The organism is Allobosea sp. GW821-FHT09G06, from assembly GCF_059416005.1.
On sequence record NZ_JBWKOI010000003.1, the window covers coordinates 485,622 to 508,279 of the forward strand.

At 66.8% G+C, this 22,658-nt stretch carries 19 protein-coding genes; 5 read left to right on the forward strand and 14 right to left on the reverse strand.

Features of this window, described 5'->3' with window-relative positions; genetic code table 11:
- Positions 1-10 precede the first annotated feature (10 nt).
- From AC07NY_RS18520 to AC07NY_RS18565, 10 genes are all read right to left on the reverse strand, one after another.
- Complete coding sequence (locus AC07NY_RS18520) at positions 11-1,216, reverse strand: amidohydrolase/deacetylase family metallohydrolase (RefSeq protein ID WP_494585052.1); 1,206 nt, start codon at positions 1,214-1,216, stop codon at positions 11-13.
- Position 1,217: 1 nt separating this feature from the next.
- Positions 1,218-2,090, reverse strand: coding sequence for an ABC transporter permease (locus AC07NY_RS18525; RefSeq protein ID WP_492283497.1), 873 nt, complete (start codon positions 2,088-2,090; stop codon positions 1,218-1,220).
- Positions 2,090-3,031 (reverse strand): ABC transporter permease, encoded by a 942-nt coding sequence (locus AC07NY_RS18530; RefSeq protein ID WP_494585053.1) that lies wholly within the window; start codon positions 3,029-3,031, stop codon positions 2,090-2,092. Before AC07NY_RS18530 ends, AC07NY_RS18525 begins: the two co-directional genes overlap by 1 nt.
- 60 nt (positions 3,032-3,091) lie before the next feature.
- Positions 3,092-4,615, reverse strand: coding sequence for an ABC transporter substrate-binding protein (locus AC07NY_RS18535; RefSeq protein WP_494585054.1), 1,524 nt, complete (start codon positions 4,613-4,615; stop codon positions 3,092-3,094).
- A gap of 83 nt (positions 4,616-4,698) precedes the next feature.
- Positions 4,699-5,898: an aminotransferase class V-fold PLP-dependent enzyme gene (locus AC07NY_RS18540; RefSeq protein WP_494585055.1), complete on the reverse strand. Its 1,200-nt coding sequence runs from the start codon at positions 5,896-5,898 to the stop codon at positions 4,699-4,701.
- 41 nt (positions 5,899-5,939) lie between these two features.
- On the reverse strand, positions 5,940-6,428 hold the full coding sequence (locus AC07NY_RS18545) for a RidA family protein (protein WP_257731863.1): 489 nt from the start codon (positions 6,426-6,428) through the stop codon (positions 5,940-5,942).
- Between the two features lie 7 nt (positions 6,429-6,435).
- Positions 6,436-7,248, reverse strand: coding sequence for an amino acid ABC transporter ATP-binding protein (locus AC07NY_RS18550; RefSeq protein ID WP_494585057.1), 813 nt, complete (start codon positions 7,246-7,248; stop codon positions 6,436-6,438).
- A 12-nt stretch (positions 7,249-7,260) separates the two neighbouring features.
- The gene (locus AC07NY_RS18555; protein WP_494585058.1) at positions 7,261-7,896 is read right to left on the reverse strand and encodes an amino acid ABC transporter permease; all 636 of its coding nucleotides are present in this window, start codon (positions 7,894-7,896) and stop codon (positions 7,261-7,263) included.
- Positions 7,897-7,900: 4 nt separating this feature from the next.
- Positions 7,901-8,569: an amino acid ABC transporter permease gene (locus AC07NY_RS18560; protein WP_293806435.1), complete on the reverse strand. Its 669-nt coding sequence runs from the start codon at positions 8,567-8,569 to the stop codon at positions 7,901-7,903.
- A 165-nt stretch (positions 8,570-8,734) separates the two neighbouring features.
- Complete coding sequence (locus AC07NY_RS18565) at positions 8,735-9,607, reverse strand: transporter substrate-binding domain-containing protein (protein ID WP_494585059.1); 873 nt, start codon at positions 9,605-9,607, stop codon at positions 8,735-8,737.
- Between the two features lie 467 nt (positions 9,608-10,074).
- On the opposite strand from AC07NY_RS18565, the gene AC07NY_RS18570 reads away from it, so the two are divergent.
- Positions 10,075-11,601: an ABC transporter substrate-binding protein gene (locus tag AC07NY_RS18570; RefSeq protein ID WP_494585060.1), complete on the forward strand. Its 1,527-nt coding sequence runs from the start codon at positions 10,075-10,077 to the stop codon at positions 11,599-11,601.
- Positions 11,602-11,743: 142 nt separating this feature from the next.
- On the opposite strand, the gene AC07NY_RS18575 is transcribed toward AC07NY_RS18570, so the two are convergent.
- Together AC07NY_RS18575 and AC07NY_RS18580 are read right to left on the reverse strand one after the other, a co-directional pair.
- Positions 11,744-13,069, reverse strand: a complete 1,326-nt coding sequence (locus AC07NY_RS18575) for an NAD(P)/FAD-dependent oxidoreductase (RefSeq protein WP_494585143.1) — start codon at positions 13,067-13,069, stop codon at positions 11,744-11,746.
- Between the two features lie 49 nt (positions 13,070-13,118).
- Positions 13,119-13,865 (reverse strand): GntR family transcriptional regulator, encoded by a 747-nt coding sequence (locus AC07NY_RS18580; protein WP_492283489.1) that lies wholly within the window; start codon positions 13,863-13,865, stop codon positions 13,119-13,121.
- 213 nt (positions 13,866-14,078) lie between these two features.
- Between AC07NY_RS18580 and AC07NY_RS18585 the strand changes: the two genes are divergently transcribed.
- Genes AC07NY_RS18585 through AC07NY_RS18600 form a run of 4 tightly spaced genes read left to right on the forward strand, consistent with a single transcriptional unit; the run spans position 14,079 to position 19,617 of the window.
- Positions 14,079-15,092: an SIS domain-containing protein gene (locus AC07NY_RS18585; RefSeq protein ID WP_494585061.1), complete on the forward strand. Its 1,014-nt coding sequence runs from the start codon at positions 14,079-14,081 to the stop codon at positions 15,090-15,092.
- A 17-nt stretch (positions 15,093-15,109) separates the two neighbouring features.
- A complete protein-coding gene (locus AC07NY_RS18590) occupies positions 15,110-15,946 on the forward strand; it encodes a PfkB family carbohydrate kinase (protein WP_494585062.1) in 837 nt (278 codons plus the stop codon).
- Between the two features lie 15 nt (positions 15,947-15,961).
- Complete coding sequence (locus tag AC07NY_RS18595) at positions 15,962-18,013, forward strand: hydantoinase/oxoprolinase family protein (RefSeq protein ID WP_494585063.1); 2,052 nt, start codon at positions 15,962-15,964, stop codon at positions 18,011-18,013.
- Positions 18,013-19,617 carry a hydantoinase B/oxoprolinase family protein gene (locus tag AC07NY_RS18600; RefSeq protein ID WP_494585064.1) on the forward strand — a complete coding sequence of 535 codons (1,605 nt, stop codon included), beginning with the start codon at positions 18,013-18,015 and terminating at the stop codon, positions 19,615-19,617. The genes AC07NY_RS18595 and AC07NY_RS18600 overlap by 1 nt, the downstream gene beginning before the upstream one ends.
- Positions 19,618-19,793: 176 nt before the next feature.
- Here the strand turns inward: AC07NY_RS18600 and AC07NY_RS18605 are convergent, their stop codons facing one another.
- Both AC07NY_RS18605 and AC07NY_RS18610 read right to left on the reverse strand, forming a co-directional pair.
- Positions 19,794-20,891: an ABC transporter ATP-binding protein gene (locus AC07NY_RS18605; protein WP_494585065.1), complete on the reverse strand. Its 1,098-nt coding sequence runs from the start codon at positions 20,889-20,891 to the stop codon at positions 19,794-19,796.
- Positions 20,892-20,893: 2 nt separating this feature from the next.
- Positions 20,894-22,609 carry an ABC transporter permease gene (locus tag AC07NY_RS18610; protein ID WP_492283483.1) on the reverse strand — a complete coding sequence of 572 codons (1,716 nt, stop codon included), beginning with the start codon at positions 22,607-22,609 and terminating at the stop codon, positions 20,894-20,896.
- Positions 22,610-22,658: the final 49 nt, after the last annotated feature.

The following is a 22,658-nucleotide window of genomic DNA, read 5'->3' on the forward strand; positions in this document are numbered from 1 at the left end:
GCTCGCCAAGTCAACGCCAGGACAGGCCATGGCTGTGCCGGACGAGCCGGCGCGGACGCGGCACATAGCGGCTGGCCGTGATCGCATCAGTGCCGATCACGGCATGGCGCGGCTCGAACAGCCGCGTCAGCTGCGAGACGTCGCCATTGGAATCGGTCGCTTCCAGATCGCTGTCGACGATGTCGAAGATCGTGAAATCGGCGCGCTGGCCCACGGTCAGCCGGTCCGTCATGTCGAGCTTGATCACCGAGGCAGGGGCATGGGTCACCGCCTGGATGATGGCGTCGAAGGGCATGCCGACTGAGAGCAGCTTCGACATCGTCGTCGCGAGGTCCCAGACCGGGAAGTTCATGCAGCGATTATGCAGGTCGGTCGAGATCGAGAACGGCATCAATCCACGCTGGATCGCGGCCTCCGCCACCTTGAAGGAGAAGGAGGCGCCGCCATGGCCGATATCGAGCCGCACGCCCTCGGCCGCGCAGCGCTCGGCCAGCTTGAACAGGTCCTCGTCCTCCAGGATGCTCGAACCCGCCTTGCCGTTGAAGCAATGGGTGACGACGTCGCCCGGTCCGAGAATCTCCAGCACCTCGTCATAGAGGGCCGGCGGCTCGCCGACATGGACCATCATCGGCAGCTTCAGGATCTTGGCGATCTTCTTGCCGAGCTTGACCGGCGTTACCCCCCAGGAGCCGGTGATGACATGGCTCGCGCGCACCTTGAGGCCGACGATATGCTCGCTGTTCTCGGCATAGCATTCGATGATGCGGTCGAGGTCGATATCCTTGATGTCGCGGAGCTCCGGCACGCGGTTGCAGGCGACGAGCCCGATCGAGCCGAGATTGAGGAAGGCCTTGATCCGCTCGCGCGCCGGCTCGATGACATATTCGCGGAAGCCGTGGAAATTCGCTTCGCCGGCCGAGCCTGCATCGACCATGGTGGTGACGCCGCGCTCGGCCCCGCAATCGCTCGGCCGGAGCGAGATGTCGGTGCCGCCATGCCAGACATGGACGTGAAGATCGACCCAGCCCGGCGAGACGAAGGCGCCCTTGCCGTCGATCCGCTCCGCATTGGCCGGCGCCGCCAGCCCTGCACCGATCGCCGCGATCTTGCCGTCACCGCCGACCAGGATGTCGGTAGCTGTTGTTGGGATCGCCGGTCCGAAGGCGACCGGCTTCACATTGGCGATCAGAAGCGGCTGCCGCGTGGCGGTCGTCATGTCAGAGATCCTTCCGCAGGCGCGGATCGAGCAGGTCGCGCAGGCCGTCGCCCACCATCTGCAGGGAGAGAACGGCGAGCACGATGGCAAGGCCGGGGAAATAGGTCATCCAGTCGGCCTGTCCGATATATTGCCGGCCGGACGAGATCATCGTGCCCCAGGTCGGGATATCCGGGCTGACGCCGAGTCCGAGGAAGGAAAGGCCCGCTTCCGCCAGCATGGCGCTGGCGAAGATGAAGGTGGCCTGCACCGTGATCGGCGAGACGATATTGGGCAGGACATGCCGGAACATGATCCGCAGGGTCGGATTGCCGAAGGCCCGGGCCGCCTCGACATAGGGCAATTCGCGGATCACCAGCGTCGCGGCCCGCACGATGCGCGCGAGCCTGGGCGCATAGACGATCGAGAGTGCGATGATCACCGTCATCAGCGAGGGGCCGAGCGCCGCGACCAGCGCGATCGCGAGCAGGATGTCGGGGAAGGCCATCATCGCGTCGATCAGGCGCGCGATCGGCGTGTCCAGCCGCTTGAAGAAGCCGGCGAGCAGCCCGAGCGTCACGCCGATCAGCGAGGACAGCACGACGACGGCCGCGCCGACCGAAAGCGACAGCCGGCCCGCATAGAGCATGCGCGAGAAGATATCCCGGCCGAACTCGTCTGTGCCGAACCAGTAGATGCCTGAAGGCGGCTTCAGCCGGTTGACGATCGAGAGCCGGCCCGGCGCATAGGGCGCGAGCAGCGGCGCAAGGGCCGCCAGCAGCACGAAGACGATCAGGATCGCGAGGCCGAACGCCACCATGCGGCGCTTCAGCAGATGGCGGAGGAAGGTCCGGCCGCGGTTGGGTGCCGGTGCGTCGGGAGCGAGATCGGTCATCAGTAGCGCACCCTCGGATCGACCAGCAGGTAGAGCATGTCGATCGCGAAATTGATCAGGACGTAGAGACCGGCAATGACGAGCAGCGCGCCCTGGATGACGGGATAGTCGCGCCTGAGCACGGCGGAGACCACGAGATTGCCGACGCCCGGCAGGCCGAACACGGTCTCGGTGACGACCGCGCCCGAGATCAGCACGGCGGCGGTGAGGCCGAGCACGGTCAGGATCGGGATCAGCGCGTTCTTCAGGGCATGGGTGAGGACGACCTTCTGCTCGCCCAGCCCCTTGGCGCGGGCGGTGCGGATATAGTCGTCGCCGAGCACGTCGAGCATCGAGGCGCGGGTGAAGCGCATGATCAGTGCCGAGGAGACAAGCCCGAGTGCGACCGCCGGCAGGATCAGGTGCTTGATGCGCTCGAGCAGGCTGGTATCGGGGCCGCCATAGCCGGAGACCGGCAGGATGCCGAGACGCACCGCGAAGACCTGCATCAGGATCAGCCCCAGCCAGAAGCCGGGGATGCTGGCGCCGAGCATGGCGAGCGTCGTCGCCGCCTGGTCGAGGAAGGAGCCGCGCCGATAGGCGGCGTAGATGCCGACTGGCAGGGCGATGGTGCTCGCGATCGCCAGCGAGAGCAGTGTCAGGAAGAAGGTCGGCTCCGCCCGCTCCATCAGCGCCGAGGTCACCGGCATGTTCAGGAAGATCGACTGGCCGAGATCGCCGCGCAGCAACTGCCCGACATAGATCACGTATTGCGACAGGATCGAGCGATCGAGCCCGAGCCGTGTGCGCAGGTCGGCGACGTCCTGCGCCGTGGCGTCGGGGCCGAGCATCACCGCGGCGGGATCGCCCGGCGTGACGCGCACGATCACGAAGACGATCGTGACGACGAGCAGCATGACCGCGATCATGCCGGAGATACGTTGAAGGATGTAGCCGACCATGGCGCGACCTCTCGTTGCTCGCCGTCCGGCAGCGATCACGCGGCCGGACGGCGAGGGGGATCACTTCTTGAGGGTGACGTTCCAGAAATACGGCCAGGGCGCCGGGACGACGCCGTCGAGCTTGGCGGATTTCGCGGAGAGGGCGTTGAAGTCGCCGATCTTGATGAAGGGCACCTCGTCATAGATCGTCTTCTGAACGTTGGCCCAGAGCGCGGCGCGCTTGGCCGGGTCGGCCTCCGAGGTGAAGGCGTCGACGGCGGCCTTGCGGGCCGGGGTGTCCCACCAGCCGGGCGAGCTGGTCGAGAGCGAGCCGATCAGCGCCGGTTCCGGCAGGAAGGGGCTATGGGTGATGTAGATCTCCCAGAGCGCCTTGTCGGTGCGCCGCTGAGTCAGCGTCGCCCAGTCGACCACCTGCAGATCGACGGTAAAGCCAGCGAGCTTCAGGTATTCGGCGGCAACCTGCGCCATCTTGTAGTGGAACTCGTACTGGCGGCTGGTCAGGATGCGGATCGGCTCGCCCTTGTAGCCGGCGGCCTTGGCCGCGGCCTTCGCCTTGTCGGCGTCGCCGACATTGTAGTTCCCGGCCACGCCGGCATCCGTGTTCCAGACATAGCCGGGCGGATAGATATTGCCGTCGAGCGCGTAGAACTCCTTGGTTCCGAACGCCGCCGCCAGCATGTCCTCCATATTGAGCGCCGTGCGGATCGCCTTGCGCACGGCGAGGTTCTTGGCCGCGCCCTCGGCAGTGTTCATGACGAAGACGGGATAGCCGAAGGGCTTCAGCACGACGGGCTGCGAGGCCGCGCCCTTCAGCCGGTCGAAGGATTCCACGGGAATCGCATCGACATAGGAATACTGGCCGGAGACGGCCGACTCGACGCGGGTATTGGCATCCGGCACCGGCACGAAGCGGACCTCGTCGAGCAACGGGCGCCGTGCCCCGCCATAGCCGTCGCCGGCTCCATCACGCGGCTTGTAGCCGGCGAAGCGGGCGAGCTGGATATACTGGTCGGCCTTGCGCTCCTTCAGCATGTAGGGGCCGGTGCCGATGAACTCCTTCATCGGCTCGTCCTGCTTCTTCGCGGGGATGATGATCGCCGCGGAGTTGTTGAAGGCGAGCAGCGAGAGCAGCGGCGCGTAAGGCTCCTTCAGCGTGATGACGACCGAGGCCGGACCCGCCGCCTCGACGCTCTCGATGAAGCCCGCCGCCTGCTTGCCGCGCGAGGCGAGCTTCATCCAGCGCTTCAGCGAGGCGACCGCATCCTCGGCGGTGAGGTCCGAGCCGTCATGGAACTTCACGCCCGGTCGCAGCGCGATCGTGTACTTCTTGCCGTCGGCGCTGACCGTGGGCAGCGCGTCGGCGAGCAGCGGGGTCACCTTCCAGCTCTTGTCGAAGGTGTAGAGCGTCTCGAAGATATGCTGGGAGATCGTCCCGACGAGGTCCGCGGTCGAGATCATCGGATCCAGGGTCGGCGGTTCGCCGACGGTCGCGACGGTCGCGATCCCGCCCGCCTCCTGAGCGGGAGCGAGGGACGGGGCGGTGAGCAGGCTGCAGGCGAGGAGGCATCCGAGCAGGCGTTTCATGGTCCCTCACATTCCTTTATTATGTAGTATTATGCTCAATAACAGAATATCGGCGCGCGGCGATTGTCAACGCGCACCGGTCCTCAATCCGGCCATTTCGCCAGCGAGGCGGCACGCCGGTTGCGGCGTTCGATCAGCGGAGACGCGATGATCGTGTTGCTGCGCCGCGCCGTCTCCAGCTCGGCGACGATGCGCTCGGCGACGATCTCCTCCTGGTCCGGGTGCAGGTTGCAGGGGTCAAGGTAGAAATGGCCGTGCTCGACCTCGTGGTCCCTGACGATCACGGGCGGCGTGCCACGCGCCAGCGCGTCGGCCAGGTCCCAGGCGGTGATATGCGCCTGCTCGGGATCGACCGAGAACTTCATCCGGTCGAGTGGGTTGTTCGTCGGGTCGGGCTCGATCACAGCCGTCACGCCGGGGCGGTCGCTGAAGCGGGCGAGCCAGAGGTCGAGCGCACGCTGCTCGCGCGCCCTGATGCCGGCATGGTCGCGCTTCTCCCACGCCTCCAGCGCCGCCATCGTGCCGAGCACGCTTTCCTTGCCGATCTTCATGCCGCGGCCGATGCCGCCATTCTGGATGAAGGCGGCCCGGACGAGGGCCTTGCGGCCGGCGACGATGCCGCCGGTCGGTCCACCCAGGAACTTGTGCGAGGAATAGAGCACGATGTCGGCGCCGGCAGCGAGGAAGCCGCGCAGGTCGTATTCGGAGGCCGCATCGACGATAACCGGCACGCCGCGCTCGTGGCAGATCGCTGCGAACTCATCGAGCGGGAGCAGGCCGTACTGCACCGTATGGTGCGAGACGACATAGAGGGCTGCCGCAGTGTGCTCGGAAATCGCCCCCGCGAGCTGATAGGCGCGGGCGCTGGTGGCCTGCCCGACGACGATCGGCGTTGCCCCCGCGAGCCGGATCGCCTGGTCGACAGGCGCGCCATACCCGACCATATGCCCCATCATCACCACGACCTCATCCTTGAGGCCGCTGGCGTCCGGCAATTGCTCGACGGCATAGAGATCGTCGCCCGTCATGGCGCCCGCGATCGCGAGCGTGATCCCGGCCGAGCAGGAGGCGGTGACGAAGCCGGCCTCGCTGCCGCAGAGCCGCGCGATCACGGCGCTGGCCTTGCGCTGGAGATCGTCGATCTCGACGAATTGCGGCAGGATCGCCGTCATCGCCGCGACCGCTTCAGGCACCACGATCGAGGCGCCGAGCGCGGTCATCGTCCCCGAGACGTTGATGACCGGGCGCAAGCCGAGGGAAGGGCGGATATCGGGGGCAGACATGGCATTCTCCTGGAAGGCGGGCGGCGGGGCGTTCGCCCCGGTCATGAGATGGCGACGATCGCCTCGATCTCGACGGTGATCTGTCTGGGCAGCGAGCCGAAGCCGACCGCCGAGCGGGCATGTTTTCCGGCCTCGCCGAACACGGCGACGAAGAGGTCGGAGCAGCCGTTGATGACGGCCGGGTGGTCGCTGAAATCCGGCTCGGCATTGACCATGCCGAGCAGCTTGACGACCCGGCGCACCCGGCCGAGATCGCCCAGCGCCTCGTGCAGCACGGCGAGCAGGTTGAGGCCGGTCAGCCGGGCATGGTCATAGGCCTCGGCGACGCTGACATCGCGGCCGACCTTGCCGGTATGAAGCCGGCCGTCCTCATGCGTCGGCCCCTGGCCGGAGAGATAGATCAGGCCGCCTTCCTGGACATGGGTGGCGAAATTGCCGATCGGCTTCGGCAATTCGGGCAGCGTCAGGCCGAGTTCAGCCAGCCGCCGGTAGGGCGTCGTGTCGGGAAAGGTCGAAAGCACTGCGTTCATGGTTTCCTCACGCCGGATTGGGGCGGAAGCCGACGAAGCGCGACAGGAAGGAGCGCAGCCGTTCATGCGGCTGCTCGCCGAAGACCTGCGCGGGCGGGGCATCGATCACGATCCGGCCTTGGTCGGTGAAGACGACGCGGTCCGCCACCTCCTGCGCGAAGGCCATTTCGTGGGTGACGAGGATCATGGTGCGCCCCTCGGCGGCGAGTTCCTGCACCACGGCCAGCACCTCGCCGACCAGTTCGGGATCGAGCGCGGAGGTGATCTCGTCGAGCAGCAGTACCTTCGGCTCCATCGCCACGGCCCGGGCGATGCCGACGCGCTGCTGCTGGCCGCCCGACATCTGCGAGGGCAGGGCATCGACCTTGGCGGCGAGCCCGACGCGGGCGAGCCATTTCTCGGCGATGGCGCGTGCCTCGGCCTTGGGCCGCCCGCGCGACTTCATCAGGCCGAGCATGATGTTCTCAGCGGCGGTGAGATGCGGGAACAGGTTGAACTGCTGGAACACCATGGCGGCATCGACGCGGATCGCGGCCAGCTCCCGGTCGCTGCGGCGCTTGCGGGCGCCCGAGCCGTCGCGATAGCCGACCTCGGTCCCGTCGATCCGGATCGAGCCGCCGTCATATTCTTCGAGGAAGTTGATGCAGCGCAGCAGCGTGGTCTTGCCGCTGCCGGAGGGGCCGATGATCGCGACGACCTCGCCCTTGCCGACGCGGAGGTCGACGCCCTTCAGCACCTGATTGGCGCCGAAGGACTTGGTCAGGCCCTCGATCGCGATCACCGGTGTCCCGGCGGAAGCACGGGCATCCGTTTCGGCCATGGATGCCTCCTTTCAGACGAAGCGCTTCTCGAGCCGGCGGCTGAGCGCCGAGAGCGGGAAGTTGATGGCGAAATACATCAGCGCGCCGATGAGATAGAGCGGCAGCGCCACATGGGTGCGCCCGATCACCTGCTGCAGCGACAGCATCAGGTCGACGATCCCGAGCAGCGAGACCAGCGAGGAGCCCTTCACGGTGTCGACGACGCTGTTGACGAAGGGCGGCAGGAAACGGCGCACGGCCTGCGGCGCCAGCACATGCACGAAGCGGTCGAACAGCGTGAGCCCGATCGCCTTGGCGGCCTCGGTCTGGCCGGCCGGGATCGACTGGAAGGAACCGCGCGTGATCTCGATGATCTGCGCCGACTTGAACGCTGTCAGCGCCACGATCGCGGCGAGCAGGCTCGGCAGGTTCACCTTGATCGCCGGCAGGCCATAATAGACGAAATAGAGCAGGACGAGGATCGGCACGCCGCGCACGAAATCGGCATAGAGCCGGATCGGCACGCGCGCCCAGAGCGGCCCGAAGGCGAGCACGCAGCCGAGCGGCAAACCGACGATCAGCGACAGCACGATCACACAGGCCGAGACCAGCAGGGTCGTCAGCAGGCCGTCGACGAGGAAGGGCAGAGTCTGGATCAGCGTCGCCATGCCGTCACCGAGCGATCGAATAGCGCCGCTCGGCGAGGCGCAGCAGCAGCAGGATGGCGTAGCTGGTGATCAGGTAGATCGGAGTCGCCAGGAGATAGACCTCGACGGTGCGGAAGGTCTGCGTCTCGATCCAGCGCATGCCATAGGCGAGCTCGGGCACGGCGATGGCCGAGGCGATCGAGGTGTCCTTGAACAGCGAGACATAGGTGTTGGAGAGCGAGGGCAAGGCGATGCGCATCGCGGTCGGCAGGCGCACATGCCAGAGCACCTTCATCGGGGTGAGCCCGATCGCCTTGCCGGCCTCGATCAACCCGCGCGGCACGGCCTCCAGCCCCGCGCGCATCACCTCGACCAGATAGGCGCCGGAATAGATCGAGAGCGTCGCGACGAAGGAGGTGACGGCGTCATATTGCAGGTCGATGGCGCTGGGGATGCCGTAGAAGACCAGATAGACCAGCAGCAGCAGCGGCACGTTGCGGACGAACTCGACATAGGCCGCGATCAGCGGGCGCGCCCATTTCGGGCCGTCGAGGCTGATCAGCGCGAGCACGAGCCCGATCGCCATGCCGATCGCGATGCTTGCCGCCGCGAGTTCGAGGCTGAGCAGGAGCCCCTCGAACAGCTTGCCGGCATAGCGCCAGACGATCGCGAAGTTGAAATGGTAGTTCGCCATGGTCCCGAGGACTTGAGCATCGGCCCGAAAAGTGGAACGCGGTTTTCGGCAAAGCCGATGCAGGATCAAAGAGTTAGAGTATCGGGCTGAAGCCCGATACTCTAACGGGCGTCGGGGAAGAAGGGCGCGAGGTGCGCGCCCTTCCTTGTGCGAAGCGTGGGACGATCAGAAGCGCGGCAGGCCGGGCTGGCGCTGCGGCGGCTCGGCGCCGAAATAATCCTTCGCCGCCGCGTCGTAGAGCTCGTTCTGGTGGCCGAAAATCGCGATGTCGAAGGTGGTGTTGACGAAGCGCACCCAGTCGGGGTCGCCCTGCTTCATGCCGGCGCCGTAGAGCATCGTATTCCAGGACTTGCCGGCATCGGCATATTTGTCGGGATGGCGCTTGGCGAGCCAACCGACGGTGGAGAGGTCGACGGCGGCAGCGTCGACACGCTTCGAGTCGAGCGCCAGGATGACGTTGGCCTGGCTGTCGATCTGCATCACCGTCGCCTGCGGCAGCACCTTCTTGACCGAGGCCTCGGCATCGACATTCTGCAGGATCGAGACGCGGGCGGAGGAGCCGGCCTTGAGCAGCGCATCGAAGCTCTTCTTGTCGCTGTCCGGTCGGGTCAGCAGGGCGATGCCCTCGACATAGTAGGGGCGCGAGAAGGCGATGAGCTGCGCCCGCGCCGGGGACATGGTCATGAACTGGATGACGATATCGACCTTGCCGGTATTGATGTTGGGGATGCGCTGGGCCGCATCCTGCCGCACGAACTCGACCTTGCTGGCATCGTCGAACAGCCCCTTGGCCAGGATGCGGCCCATGGTGATGTCCATGCCGACGAGCTGGCCCTTCTCGTCCTCGAAATGCCAGGGCGCGTTGGTGGAGCCCGTGCCGACGATCAGCTTGCCGCGATCCAGCACCGTGCGCAGCAGGCTGTTCGGAGCGGATTGCGCCGCCGCCTCCCGCGCCGTGCTCGCCGCTGCGGCCAGTGCGAGGCCGCCGACCAGTCCACCCTTCAGCAGAAGCCTTTTGCCTTCATCTGTCTCGCTCATTGGCGATACCCCTCTTTGCAAGATTAATCCATAATTGCAGAATATATCTTGTAGTAAGGGATGCTAGTGAGGCTTTCGCCGGGAAGTCAAGCGTCAGCGCAATCTGCCCGGATGAACGGCTCTCACGAGGAGGTGCGCTCGTAGCGCCCCGACACCGGCTGACCGCGGTTTTGGTATATACCATTGAAGGTGCGGTCCCGCCGTCAAGATGCTGGCCGAGCGCCGATTCCGGGGGCAATGCCATGCGTGAGGCGAGCGGAGGAGGAGGGCGCAAGCAGCTCTTTTTGCGTTGCGGTATCAGCAGGTGCGCACCTGACGCGTGTGATCCTCCCATGCGTGGTGGCGGAAGCTGCCCTTTGGTCAGAACGCCGGCATTGTGATCCGGGGATGCATTGACAATCTGGTATACACCAAATCATTCTGCCTCTCGGCCGTCGAGGCCGACATAAAATAGAGAGGGGTATTCGATGCAGCCGATCTCTCGCCGTACTGTGCTCGCCGCCGGTGCAGCCCTGCCTCTCCTGGGCCTGCGGGCTCATGCTCAAGCCGGGGGTAAAATCCTCCGCTTCGGCCTGTCGAGTTTCCCGCCCAGCCTCCAACCCTGGCTCCATACCGGGACGGCTGCCCTGACAGTGAAGCTCCTGATCTTCCGCGGCCTGACCGGCTTCGACGAGAAGGGCGAGGTCAGGCCGGAGCTCGCCGAATCTTGGGAGCGCGAGGGCGAAACCGCCTGGGTCTTCAAGCTCCGCCAGGCGACGTTCCAGAACGGCAAGCCGGTCACGTCCGAAGACGTGAAATGGACGCTTGAGCAGGTCGCCGCGCCCAATTCGACGGCTTTCATGAAGGCCGAATTCGGCGGCGTCGAGCGCATCGAGACGCCCGATGCCCGTACCGTCCGCATCGTCATGAAGCAGCCGACCGTGACGCTGCCGATCTGGCTCGCAAGCCCGCATATGCCGATCATCGCCAAGGACTCGATCGAAGGGCGGGCAGGGCTCGGCGTCGGCGCCGGCCCCTTCGTGCTGAAAGGGCAGGAGCGCGGCGCCTCGATCGAGGTCGCCAAGTTCGACAAGTACTACAAGCCCGGCCTGCCGAAGCTCGACGGCATCAAGCTCGTTGCCTATGCCGACGAGAACCTGCGCGTCGCCGCGCTCCAGGCCGGCGATATCGACCTGATCGAATACGTGCCTTGGCAGTCGATGGGCACGATCGAGAAGGATTCCCGCCTGCGGCTTGTCGCGGTCGATGGCCCCTTCATGGGCCTGAACTTCAATGGCGGCGCCGGGCCGTTCAAGGACGTTCGTCTGCGCCAGGCGGTGGCTCATGCCATCCGCCGCGAGGATATCGTGCAGGCCGCCTTTTTCGGCCGAGGGAGCAAGCTCGAGGGCATCCCGATCCCGTCGAGCAGCCCCTATTTCGACAAGGGGCGCTCCGGTTTCTGGAACTACGATCCGGCCAAGGCGAAGAAGCTGATGGCCGAGGCCGGCGTGCCGAACGGCTTCACCTGCACGCTGCTGTCGACCGCGCAATACGGCATGCACAAGTCCACCGCCGAAGTCGTGCAGGCCAACCTCGCCGAGATCGGCGTCCAGGCAACGTTGAACCTGCCGGACTGGGCCGCCCGCGTCGATCTCGCCGGCAAGGGCCGCTACGATTTCATGATACAGGGCACGACGGCGGACAATAACGATCCCGACGGCCTCGCCCCGCTGCTCGATGGCGATCTGCCCGCCAACATGGCCCGCAGCTGGCAGATCCCGACGCCCGAGATCCATGCGCTCTTCGCCAAGGGCCGCGCCGAGTTCGATCCGGCCAAGCGCAAGGCGATCTATGCCGAGCTGGAGAAATCCGCTTTGGAACAGGCGCCGCTCGTCGGTCTCGCCTGGCGCTCGCAGGGCTATGCGATGGTCAAAGGCCTCAGCGACTTCAAGTGCTATCCGGGCGGAACGAACTTCTTCTCCGCCTACTCGCTCGACGAGGCGGCGCTCGCCTGAGCGGCCTCGATACTTCCGTCCTTCTCGGGCGACCGAAGGGAGACCCGAGAATCTCTTGCAGGAGGAGGCGCGAGAGCCTCCATGTCATGAGATGCTCGGGGCAAGCCCGAGCATGACGGCGGCGTCGCAGCTCAACCGAAACTCATCCCGCCCGCGTCGTCCGCTCCAGTCGCGAGAAACGCTCCAGCCGGAAGGGTTTGGGATCGATCATCGGCGTGCGGCCGCTGACGAGATCGGCGATCAGGCGTCCGGCGCCGGGGCCGATACCGAAGCCATGGCCGGAGAAGCCGGTGGCAAGGAAGAAGCCGGGTAGGCGCGGCACCTCGCCGATGATCGGCACGGCATCGGGCGTGGCATCGATCAGCCCGCCCCAGCTTTCCTTGATCCTGAGATTGGCGAAGGCGGGGAAGGCCGCGATCAGGTTGCGCTTGGCCTCTTCCAGGATGGCCGCGGACGGCTTCGGATCGAGGATGCGCGTCTGCTCGAACGGCGTCTCGTCGTCGAGCGACCAACGGGTCCTCCGGCGCGCCTCCTCGATGAAGCGCTCACCGATCCTGAGCCGTAATTCATGGCGCTGCCGGCCGAAGGACGGCAGGAAATCGAACAGCAATCGGAAACTGTCCGGCACGATCTCGGCCACGCTCGCCCCGCGATGGGCGATGGTGTAGCCGCCATCCTGTCGCTTGCGGAAGGCGAAGTCGGAGGCGCCGACGGCATGGGTCGGCGGCCCGTCGAGCGGCTCGGTCCGGAACACCGAGCCCAGCACCTTGAGCGCCGGCAGGTCGATGCCGAGATTGCCGAGGAACAGTCGCGACCAGGCGCCGCCCGCCAGCACGACACGCTGGCAGGCGATGCGGCCGCGCTCGGTGACGACGGCGCTGACGCGTCCCCCGGTCGTCTCGATGCCGCGCACCGCGCAGCGCGTCAGCACGGTGCCGCCATGGCGGCGCAGCGCCCGTGCCATCGCCGGGACGGCCTTTTGCGGCTCGGCGCGGGCATCGCTCGGCGTGAACATCGCTCCGGCGAAGGCACGTTTGCCGCCGGGGATGACGGCGTCGATCTCGCGCGTGCTCAGCAGGCGGGAGTCGAGCTGGTAGGTCCTGGCGTGTTCGAGCCAGGCTTCGTGCTCGGCGAGCTTGGCCGGGGTATCGGCGACATAGATGATGCCGGAGCGGGTGAAGCCGGTATCGCCGCCGACGAGCCGGTCCATGTCCTCCCAGAGCCGCATGCTTTCGAGCCCGAGCGGGATCTCCCCGGGATCGCGCCCCATGACGCGGACCCAGCCCCAGTTGCGCCCGGACTGCTCGTGGCCGACCTCACCCTTCTCGCAGACGGTGACCGAGATGCCCTCGCGCGCCAGGAAGAGCGCGGTCGTGATGCCGATGATGCCGCCGCCGATGACGACGACATCGCTGGAAGCGGGCAGGGATGCGTCCGGCTCGATGGTTTCGATGGTGATGCCCATCAGGGAGGCTCCGGCGGCGGAAGGAGAGGAAGAGGAAGGTCGCTTACGCCGCTCAGCCGCGGGCAGGGGGCGTCGAACTGCGGAAGACGACGTGATGGGGGTGGTTGACCGAGCGCATGTACTCCACCGGCCGGCCCTCGCCGTCCCGCGCCACGATCCGCAGCACCAATGTCGGCGATCCCGGCGCCAATGCGAGCAGTTGCGCCTCCCGCTCTGTCGCCGTGCCGACGCTGATCTCGCGGTCACGGATGCTGATCTCGATGCCGTAGCGCTGCCGCAGCAGCTCATAGAGCGATTGGCCGGAGAGCAGGTCCTCGGCCGACAGGCCGGGCACGCTGCCGGCCGGCAGATAGCTCGTCTCGATGCAGAAGGCCTCGTCGTTCACGCTGCGCAGGCGCCGCGCCATGATCAGCGTGCTGCCCGGTGCCAGTTCGAGGCGCTGCGCGATGCTCTCGCTCGCCGCTTCCTCGCCGAAATGCAGCAGCTTGCTGCCGGGCTCGCCGCCGGCATTGCGGATGATGCGGGCGATGCCGAGCGAAGCCGACGCATCGATCGGCCGCGAGACCTGGACTAGCGGAACGCGCGTGCCGCTGGTGCCATTGCGCTCCAGCACATTGCGCTCGACCAGCCGGTCGATCGCCTTGCGCACGGTCATGCGGTTGATGCCGAGCGCATCGGCCAGCGTCCGCTCGGACGGAATCCGGTCGCCGGGGCCGTAATCCGGCCCGCCGATGAGGTCGAGGAGATAGTCCTGCACCTCGACATAGATCGGTTTGACGCCCTTCAGCGGGTTCGACATGCCTTGCGTCTCGGTCCCCATGCCTTTCGACGTGCGCAGCTGTCGGAATCCGAGGCGCGGCGCCTTCTTCGTCTTTAAGGCGAAACGGTCGCGGAGCGCTACTGGTCGGGAGGGGCGTTTGGAGCTCATGGAACAGGCTTGACAGGGGTTGGTATATGGAATTGGTGTATACCAATTCTGCTGCCTCTTTGAAAGCCCGTCCGGGAGCCCATCATGTCCATCGCTTTCGACCGTGACGCCGTCCTGTCCGGCCTGGAGCCGACGCGCGCCGCGCTGCCGAAAGCCTATACGCTGGGGCAGGAAATGGCTCCCGGGATCGACCGCATCTATCTCGTCGCTTGCGGCTCGGCGAACCGCGCGATGCTCGGCATCCAGTACTGGCTGGAGCGCTATTCTCCCGGCATCGAGGTCAGGCGCTATTTCCCGGCCGAGTTCATGGCGATCGACCCGCCGCGCTTGAACGAGCGGACGCTGGTCCTGCTGGCCTCGAAATCCGGCACGACGCCGGAGACGGTCGCCGCCGCGCATTTCCTCAAGGATAGGCCCTGCCAGGTCGTCGCCTTCAGCCAGTATGGCGAGAAGCCGCTGGCGCAGGCGGTGCCGCGGCATTTCCTCGTCGGCGACACCAGCGAATCCTTCGCTGCCATGTTCATGCTGATGCAGGCGCTGATCGGCGGCCTGATGTCGGCCAAGGAAGGCTGGCTGCTCGGCGAGAAGCTCCTGGCTTCGCTCGACGCACTGCCAGTGGCGATGTGCGATGCGGCTGAGCAAAACGAAACACGCGCCGCCGCCGATGCCGAGGCTTATGCGGATGACGATCGCATCTACCACGTCGCCTCTGGGCCGGGCTTCACCACGGCCTATGTCTTCGGCGTCTGCATCCTCATGGAGATGCTCTGGCTGCACAGCTATCCGATCGAGGCGGCCGAGTTCTTCCACGGCCCGTTCGAGATCGTCGACAAGCAAACGCCGATGATCCTGATCACCGGCGAAGACCCGAGCCGGCCCCTGATGGAGCGTGTCGTCAAGTTCTGCGACACCTATGCCGGGCGGGTGATGAACTACGATTCCCGCGCCTTCGCGATGAAGGGCATCGACCCGGAGATCCGCCCGGTCGTCGCGCCTTATGTCCTGCAGGCGGCGCTCAAGCGCTTCTCCGCGCATCTCTCGGTGCTGCGCAACCAGCCGCTGACGACCCGCCGCTACATGTGGAAAGTGGCCTACTGATCCGAGGTGTTGCCGTGATGGCGCAAAGGCTGCTGGGGTTGGGGGACAACACGGTCGACACCTATGTCGACCGTCGCCTCCAGTTTCCCGGCGGCAACGCGGTCAATGTCGCGGTGCAGGCAAGGCGGCTGGGGGCGGAAACAGGCTATCTCGGTTGCCTCGGCTCGGATGAGGCCGGCAGGCTCCTGAGCGTTGCCCTGGCACAGGAAGGTGTCGCTACCACGCGCTGCCGCATCAGGCCCGGCCCGAACGCCCGCGCCTTTATTGGGCATGACGGGCAGGATCGGCGCTTCCTGCGCTCCGAGCGCGGGGTGCGGGGCGAATGGGGCGCCTTTGACGCTGCCGATCGCGCCTATATCGCGGGCTACGACCTCGTTCATTCCAGCATCTACAGCGAACTCGGCGACGCATTGCCGTTGGTCCGCGGTGCGGCCCGGCGCTTCTCCTACGATTTCTCAGAACGCTGGACCGACGAGAACCTCGCGGCAACGCTGCCGGCGGTCGATATCGCTTTCCTGTCGCATCCTTCCGCCTCGGACGAAGACTGCCGCGCCCTGCTCGAGCGCTGCATCGGCCGGGGCGCAGGCGTGGTCGTGGCGACGCGCGGCGCGAGGGGCGCGATGGCGCTGGCCGCGGGCCACTTCCACGAACAGTCGGCCAGCCCTGCATCGGTGGTGGATACGCTCGGCGCCGGTGACGGTTTCATCGCCGCTTGCCTGCTGGCCATATTGGATGGAGCCGGCATTCCAGCTGCGCTGGCGGCGGGAGCGAAACAGGCGGCGCAGGTCTGCGGCTATCAGGGCGGCTTCGGCCATGGCGTGGCGTGGGCATCGACCGAGGTCGCCGTACCGTAAGGGAGGAAGACAAAGATGGCGTGGCGGATCGGAATCGATTCCGGTGGCACATTCACCGATGTCTGCCTGTTTGAGGACGCGACCGGCATGGTCGCGGTCTGGAAGGTGCCCTCGACGCCTGACGATCCCTCCCGCGCCATCGCGCGCGGCACGCAGGAAGGCGTCGAGCGGGTCGGCGCCAGCCCCGCCGAGATCGCCTATTTCGGCCATGGCACCACGGTCGGCACCAACGCCCTGATCCAGCATCGCGGCGTCAAGACGGGGCTGATCACCACCGAAGGCTTTCGCGACCTGATCGAGATCGGCCGGCAGAAGCGGCCGGATCTCTACGATCTCCAGGCCGACAAGGCGCCGCCGCTGGTCACCCGCGACCTGCGCTTCGGCGTCGCCGAGCGCGTCCGCCATGACGGGTCGGTCGAGACGCCGCTCGACGAGGAGGCTGTCCGAAAGGCGGCGCGGGCACTGAAGGCGGAGGGCGTGAAGGCGGTCGCGATCGGCTTCCTCTACGGCTTCGTCCGGCCCGAGCACGAGGAGGCCGCCAAGCGCATCGTCACCGAGGAATTCCCTGAGGCTTTCATCTGCGCCTCGCATGAGGTCGCGCCTGAGTTCCGGGAGTACGAGCGCATCTCGACCGCCGTGGTCAACGCCTATCTCGGGCCGGTGATGCAGGGCTACATCCGCCGCCTCGCCGACCGGCTGAAGGAACTCGGCCTCAAGGCGACGCCGCATCTGACGCAGTCCAATGGCGGCGTCATCGGCTTCGACATGGCGGCACGCCTGCCGGTGCGCACGGTGTTGTCCGGCCCCTCGACCGGCGTCGTCGCGGCGCAGGCGATCGGCGCGATGATCGGCATCCCCAGCCTCATCACCTTCGACATGGGCGGCACCTCCTCGGACGTCGCCCTGCTCAGCAACGGCGAGGCGAAGCTGGCTTCCGAAGCCAATGTCCATGGCTATCCGATCAAGGCGCCGATGCTCGACATCCACACGGTCGGCGCTGGCGGCGGCTCGCTCGCTGCGATCGATTCCGGCGGCCTTCTCAAGGTCGGGCCCCGCTCGGCCGGCGCCGATCCAGGCCCGGTCTGCTATGGACGCGGCGCGACCGAGCCCGCCGTCACCGATGCCAATGTCGTGCTCCAGACCCTGAACCCGACGCACCTGCTCGGCGGCCGCATGCCGATCGACCAGAGCCTGTCGAAACAGGCGATCGGTCGATTGGCGGAGGAGCTCGGCCTCGACCTGATGGCGACGGCGCAGGGCATCATCTCGGTCGTCACCGCCAATATGGCCAAGGCGATCCGCGTCATCAGCGTCCAGCGCGGCCATGATCCGCGCGATTACGCGCTGGTCGCCTTCGGCGGGGCCGGGCCATTGCATGCCGCGCGGCTCGCCCGCGAGCTCGACATGAAGCGCATCGTCGTGCCCCGCAATCCCGGCATCGGCTGCGCGCTGGGTCTCTTGCTCACCGACCTGCGCGCCAATTTCGCCACGACGCGATTGGCCACGCTGTCCGAGGCGCTCGTCCCGGATATGGCGGAGATCTTCGTCGCCTTGCAGGAGCAGGCGGATCACTGGTTCGCCGAGGAGGGCGTCGCCTCGGCCGATCGCCGGCTCAAGCGCACCGCCGACCTGCGCTATCACGGCCAGAACTACGAGCTCGCCATCGACGTTCCGGACGGGCCGATCACGCCCGCGACCATCATGGCGCTGGCCGAGGGCTTCGCCGCCGCCCACAAGCGGCTCTACGGCTTCGTCGCGGAGGGCGAGGCGGTCCAGCTCGTGACCTACCGTGTCGAGGCGGTCGGCCTCGTGCCCAAGGCGGCCTTCCGGCCGGAGCCCGATGCCGGGCCGGACGCCTCCCATGCCGTCGTCGGCAGCCGCGAGGTCTGGTTCCCCGAGGCCGGCGGCTTCGTCGCCTGCCCGATCTACGATCGCGACAAGCTCAAATCCGGCAATCGCTTCACCGGGCCGGCCATCGTCGAGCAGATGGATTCGACCACCGTGCTGTTGCCGGGCATGACCGCGACGGTCGAGCCCTATCTCAACCTAATCCTGGAGATGCCGTGATGACCGCGACCGCATCCGTCAGCGTCGACCCGATCACCGTCGAGGTCATCGGCTCCTCCTTCGCCTCCATCGCCGAGGAGATGGGAGAGGCCCTGGTCAAGGCGAGCTACTCGACCAATATCAAGGAGCGCCGCGACTGCTCGACCGCGCTCTTCGACGTCGAGGGGCAGACGCTCTGTCAGGCCGAGCATATCCCGATGCATCTCGGCTCCTTCATCGGCATCATCCCGCATATCCTGAAGCGTCATTCGGTTGCGGATATGAAGCCGGGCGATGTCTTCATCGGCAACGACGCCTATGAGGGCGGCGGTACCCATCTGCCCGATATCGTCCTGGCCGAACCGGTGTTTCATGAGGGCGTGATGATCGCCTGGGCGGTGAATACCGCGCATCACTCGGATTTCGCCGATCGCGGCCACGCCCATATCTACCAGGAGGGCCTGCGCATCCCGCCGATCCGCCTCTATGACGGCGGCGTGCTGATGAAGGATGTGCAGGAGCTGATCCTGCTCAACTGCCAGGTCCCGCGCGAGCGCCTCTCCGACCTGCGCGCCCAGATGGCGGCGAACCGCCTTGGGGTCGAGCGCCTGCGCGCGCTCTGCGACAAATACGGCCGCGATACCGTGCTCGCCGCCGGCAAGGCGCTGCAGAACTATGCGGAGCGCAAGATGCGCGCCGGCATCGCCTCGATCCCCGACGGGACCTACCGCTTCTCCGATTCCTTCGACAATCCCGAGATCGACGAGGCCCTGACCTTCTCGGTCGCGATCACCGTCGCGGGCGAGGAGATGACGCTCGCCTTCGACTCGCCGCCGCAGATGCGCGCTGGCTTCAACATGGTCTACACCGCGCTGCTCTCGACCGTGTATTACGCGGTCAAGACCGTGGCCGACCCGACCATCCCGCCCAATGCGGGGCTGGCGCGGCCGCTCACCGTCACGGCGACCGAAGGCACGGTGCTGAACTGCGTGCACCCGGCCGCCGTCAACGGGCGCATCGCCGCCTGCCAGCGCGTGGTCGACCTGATCCATGGAGCGCTCGCGCAGGCCGTGCCGGACCGCGTCATCGCCGCCTGTTCGGGCGCGGTCGCCTCGGCGACCTTTGCCGGCGAGCAGCCCGGCAGTGGCGAGCTCTGGGTCTATCTGGAGACGATCGGCGGCGGTTCCGGCGCCCGCACGAACAAGGACGGGCTCCACGGCGTCCATGTCCACATGACCAACACGTCCAACCTGCCGGTCGAGGCGCTGGAGCTCGAATACCCATTGACCCTGCTGCGCTACGAGCTGGTCGACGGTTCGGGCGGGGACGGGCGCCAGCGCGGCGGCATGGGCCTGCGCCGCGTCTACCGGGCCGAGGCACCGTGCCGGCTCAACGTCGATAATTCGCGCCTGACCTCACGGCCCTGGGGTCTCGCCGGGGGCGGCGAGGGGCAGGGCGGCTCCTTCGCCTTCAGCGAGGGCGTTGTGCCCTTCTTCAAGGGCGACGGCGCGCTCGAAAAGGGCCAGATCGTCGAGATCATCACGCCCGGAGCCGGCGGCTACGGCCCGGCCACGGAGCGCAGCGCCGAGGCGCGGGCGCGAGACAAGGCCGAGCAGCGGGGGTGAGCTAGCGATGTTGCTCGGCTAGGCGCAGACGCTTGTCATTCCGGGGCTTCGCGCAGCGAAGAACCCGGAACCCACGACTGGGCGAGCCGCCGACAACCGCGCATCAAATGTCCCACCCAGTCGTGGGTTCCGGGTTCGCGCCTGCGGCGCGCCCCGGAATGACAAGGGGGGGTCCCTTAAGCCGCCAACCACAGCAGCGCGTGTGGCGACAGCCTGAGCGTTGCCTTGCTGCCGACCTCGAACAAGCCGCTGCCGGACTGGAACGGCACATCCACCGCCACTTCCGTCGTGCCGATGCGGACGCCGTATCGGACGCTGGCGCCGAGGAACTCGCGATTGGCGACGGTGCAGGGTAGCGCGAGCATCCCATCGCCGGCCGGGCCCGCATCACCGAGACTGGCATGCTGCGGTCTGAAGACGAGCTTGGCGCCCTCCGGCACCTGCGCCTCGGCCGGGACCGGCACGCGCGTCCCGCCCTCGATCTCGAAGACTCGGGTCCCGCCGCTGCCGGTGAGCTTGCCCCCAAGGATATTGGCGGTACCGAGGAAGCCGGCGACGAAGAGGTTCGCCGGCCGCTCGTAGAGCTCCATCGGCGTGCCGACCTGCTGGACGATGCCGTCATTCATCACGGCGATCCGGTCGCAGATCGTGTTCGCCTCCTCCTGGTCATGGGTGACGAAGATCGTAGTCAGCCCGAGCCGCTGCTGCAGGTCGCGCAACTCGCGGCGCACCTGCACGCGCATCTTGGCGTCGAGATTGGAGAGCGGCTCGTCGAGCAGCAGCACCTTGGGCTCGACCGCGACGGTGCGGGCCACCGCGACGCGCTGCTGCTGGCCGCCCGAGAGCTGCGAGGGCCGCCGCTCGGCGAGATGGCCGAGGCCGACGAGGCCCAAAGCCGCCTCGACGCGCCGCTCGACCTCGGCGCGCTTGACGCCGCGTTCCTCCAGTCCGAAGGCGACGTTGCGGCGTACCGTCATATGCGGCCAAAGCGCATAGGACTGGAAGACCATGCCGACATCGCGCTTCCACGGCGGCAGGTCGGTGATCGGCTTGCCGCCGATCCGGACCTCGCCGGTATCCGCATGGTTGAAGCCGGCGATCAGGCGCAGCAGCGTGGTCTTGCCGCAGCCGGAGGGGCCGAGGAAGGCGAAGAACTCGCCGGGCTTGATCGCCAGATTGACGTCCTTGAGCACATGGTTGGTGCCGTAGGACAGGTTGACGCCTTCGATATCGACGGCGACGGCGGGCGTGGTCAGGGAGACGGTCGCGTTCATGATCAGTGGCCCATTCCCTTGGCCTTCTGGCTGCGTTCGATGATGAGGTGGGAGAGGAAGGTGCAGGCCGCGACGAGGATCACCGCGACGACGCCGAGCGCGGCACCGGGGCCGCGCCCCGCCGCCGACTGCATGAAGACATAGAGGCCGTAGGCCAGTGGCGCGTCCGAGTTGGACTGCACCAGCATCAATGTCGCCGAGAGCTCGACAGCGGCCGTCGAGAACGATGTGACGAAGCCGGCAAGGATGCCGCCCGCCATCAGGGGCACGACGATGCGCCTGACCGTGCGCGCCTTGGTGGCTCCCAGGTTCTCGGCCGCTTCCTCGAGCGAAACCGAAATCTGCTGGAGCGCCGCATAGCAGGCGCGCAACGCATAGGGCAGGCGCCTGATCGCCAGCGCCATCACGATGGTGATCCAGAGCGTCGCGAGCGGCGTCCCGTCCGGCAGGGTGATGCCGTAGAAGGTCCTGAGATAGCCGATGCCGAGCACCACGCCGGGGATGGCGAGCGCGGCGGTCGCCATCCAGTCGAGCCATTCACGGCCAACGAGCTTGGTCCGCAGCACGAGATAGGCGATGGCGACGCCGAGCACGACGTCGATGCCGCCCGCGATCGTCGCGTAGATCAGCGTGTTCTTGATGTAGACCGAGCTCTCGCCGAACACGCGGGCGTAATGCGCCGTGGTGAAGGCGTCGGGCAGCGGCGAATACGACCAGATCGTCGCGAAGGAGAGCAGCAGCAGGCCCAGATGCGGCGCCAGCACCAGCGCCAGGATCAGGATGACGATGCCGTAGCCGAACACGGCCTCCATCGGCGTCATCACGCGCTTGGCGAGGCCGCCGCCGCCACGCTGCGTCGTGGCGTAGTCGCGCCCCTTCAGCGCCCGCGCCGAGAGCCACATCGCCAGCACGGAGGCGATGATCAGCACGACCGAGATGACATAGCCCATCGGGTCGGCGATGCCGATCGAGGTCACCCGCAGATAGGCCTGCGGCGCCAGCATGTCCTTGACGTTGAGCAGGAGCGGGGTCGCGAGATCGTCGAAGACCTTGACGAAGACGAGCGAAGCGCCGGCGAGATAGCCCGGCATCGCCAGCGGGAAGACGATGCGCCGGAACAGCCGGAAGCCCGACGAGCCGAGGTTCTGCGCGGCCTCTTCCATGGCGCGGTCGACATTGCGGAGCGCCGCCGAGAGGTTGATCAGGATGAACGGGAAATAGTGGACGGACTGGACGAAGATGACGCCGTTCAGCCCTTCCATGAAGTCGATCTTGAAGCCGAACCAGTCGTCGAGCAGCAGGTTGATCGAGCCGTTGCGGCCGAAGAAGAGCTGCATCGCCACCGCGCCGACGAAGGGCGGCATGATCAGCGGCAGGAAGCCCAGTGTCTGGACGATGGCGGCGCCGCGGAAGACGAAGCGCGTCGTGAGATAGGCCAGCGGCAGGGCGAAGACCGAGGCCCAGACCACCGACATCGCAGAGACATAGAACGAGTTCCACAACGAGCGCATGAACAGCTCGGTGCGGACGAAATCGTAGAAGTTGACCAGCGTGAAGGTCGATGTGCCCTTCTCGGTGAAGGCGACATAGATCACCGTCGCCACCGGCAGCACCAGGAACATCAGCAGGAAGGCGGCGATCGCCAGCGCCAGCGCGATCTGGCCGGGCGTGCCGGCGATGCGACGGGGGCGGGGTGCCGAAGTCGGAATGGCTGTCATGAGATGCGGCCGGGCTGTCATCCCGTGCGCGCTGCGGCATGCAAATGCC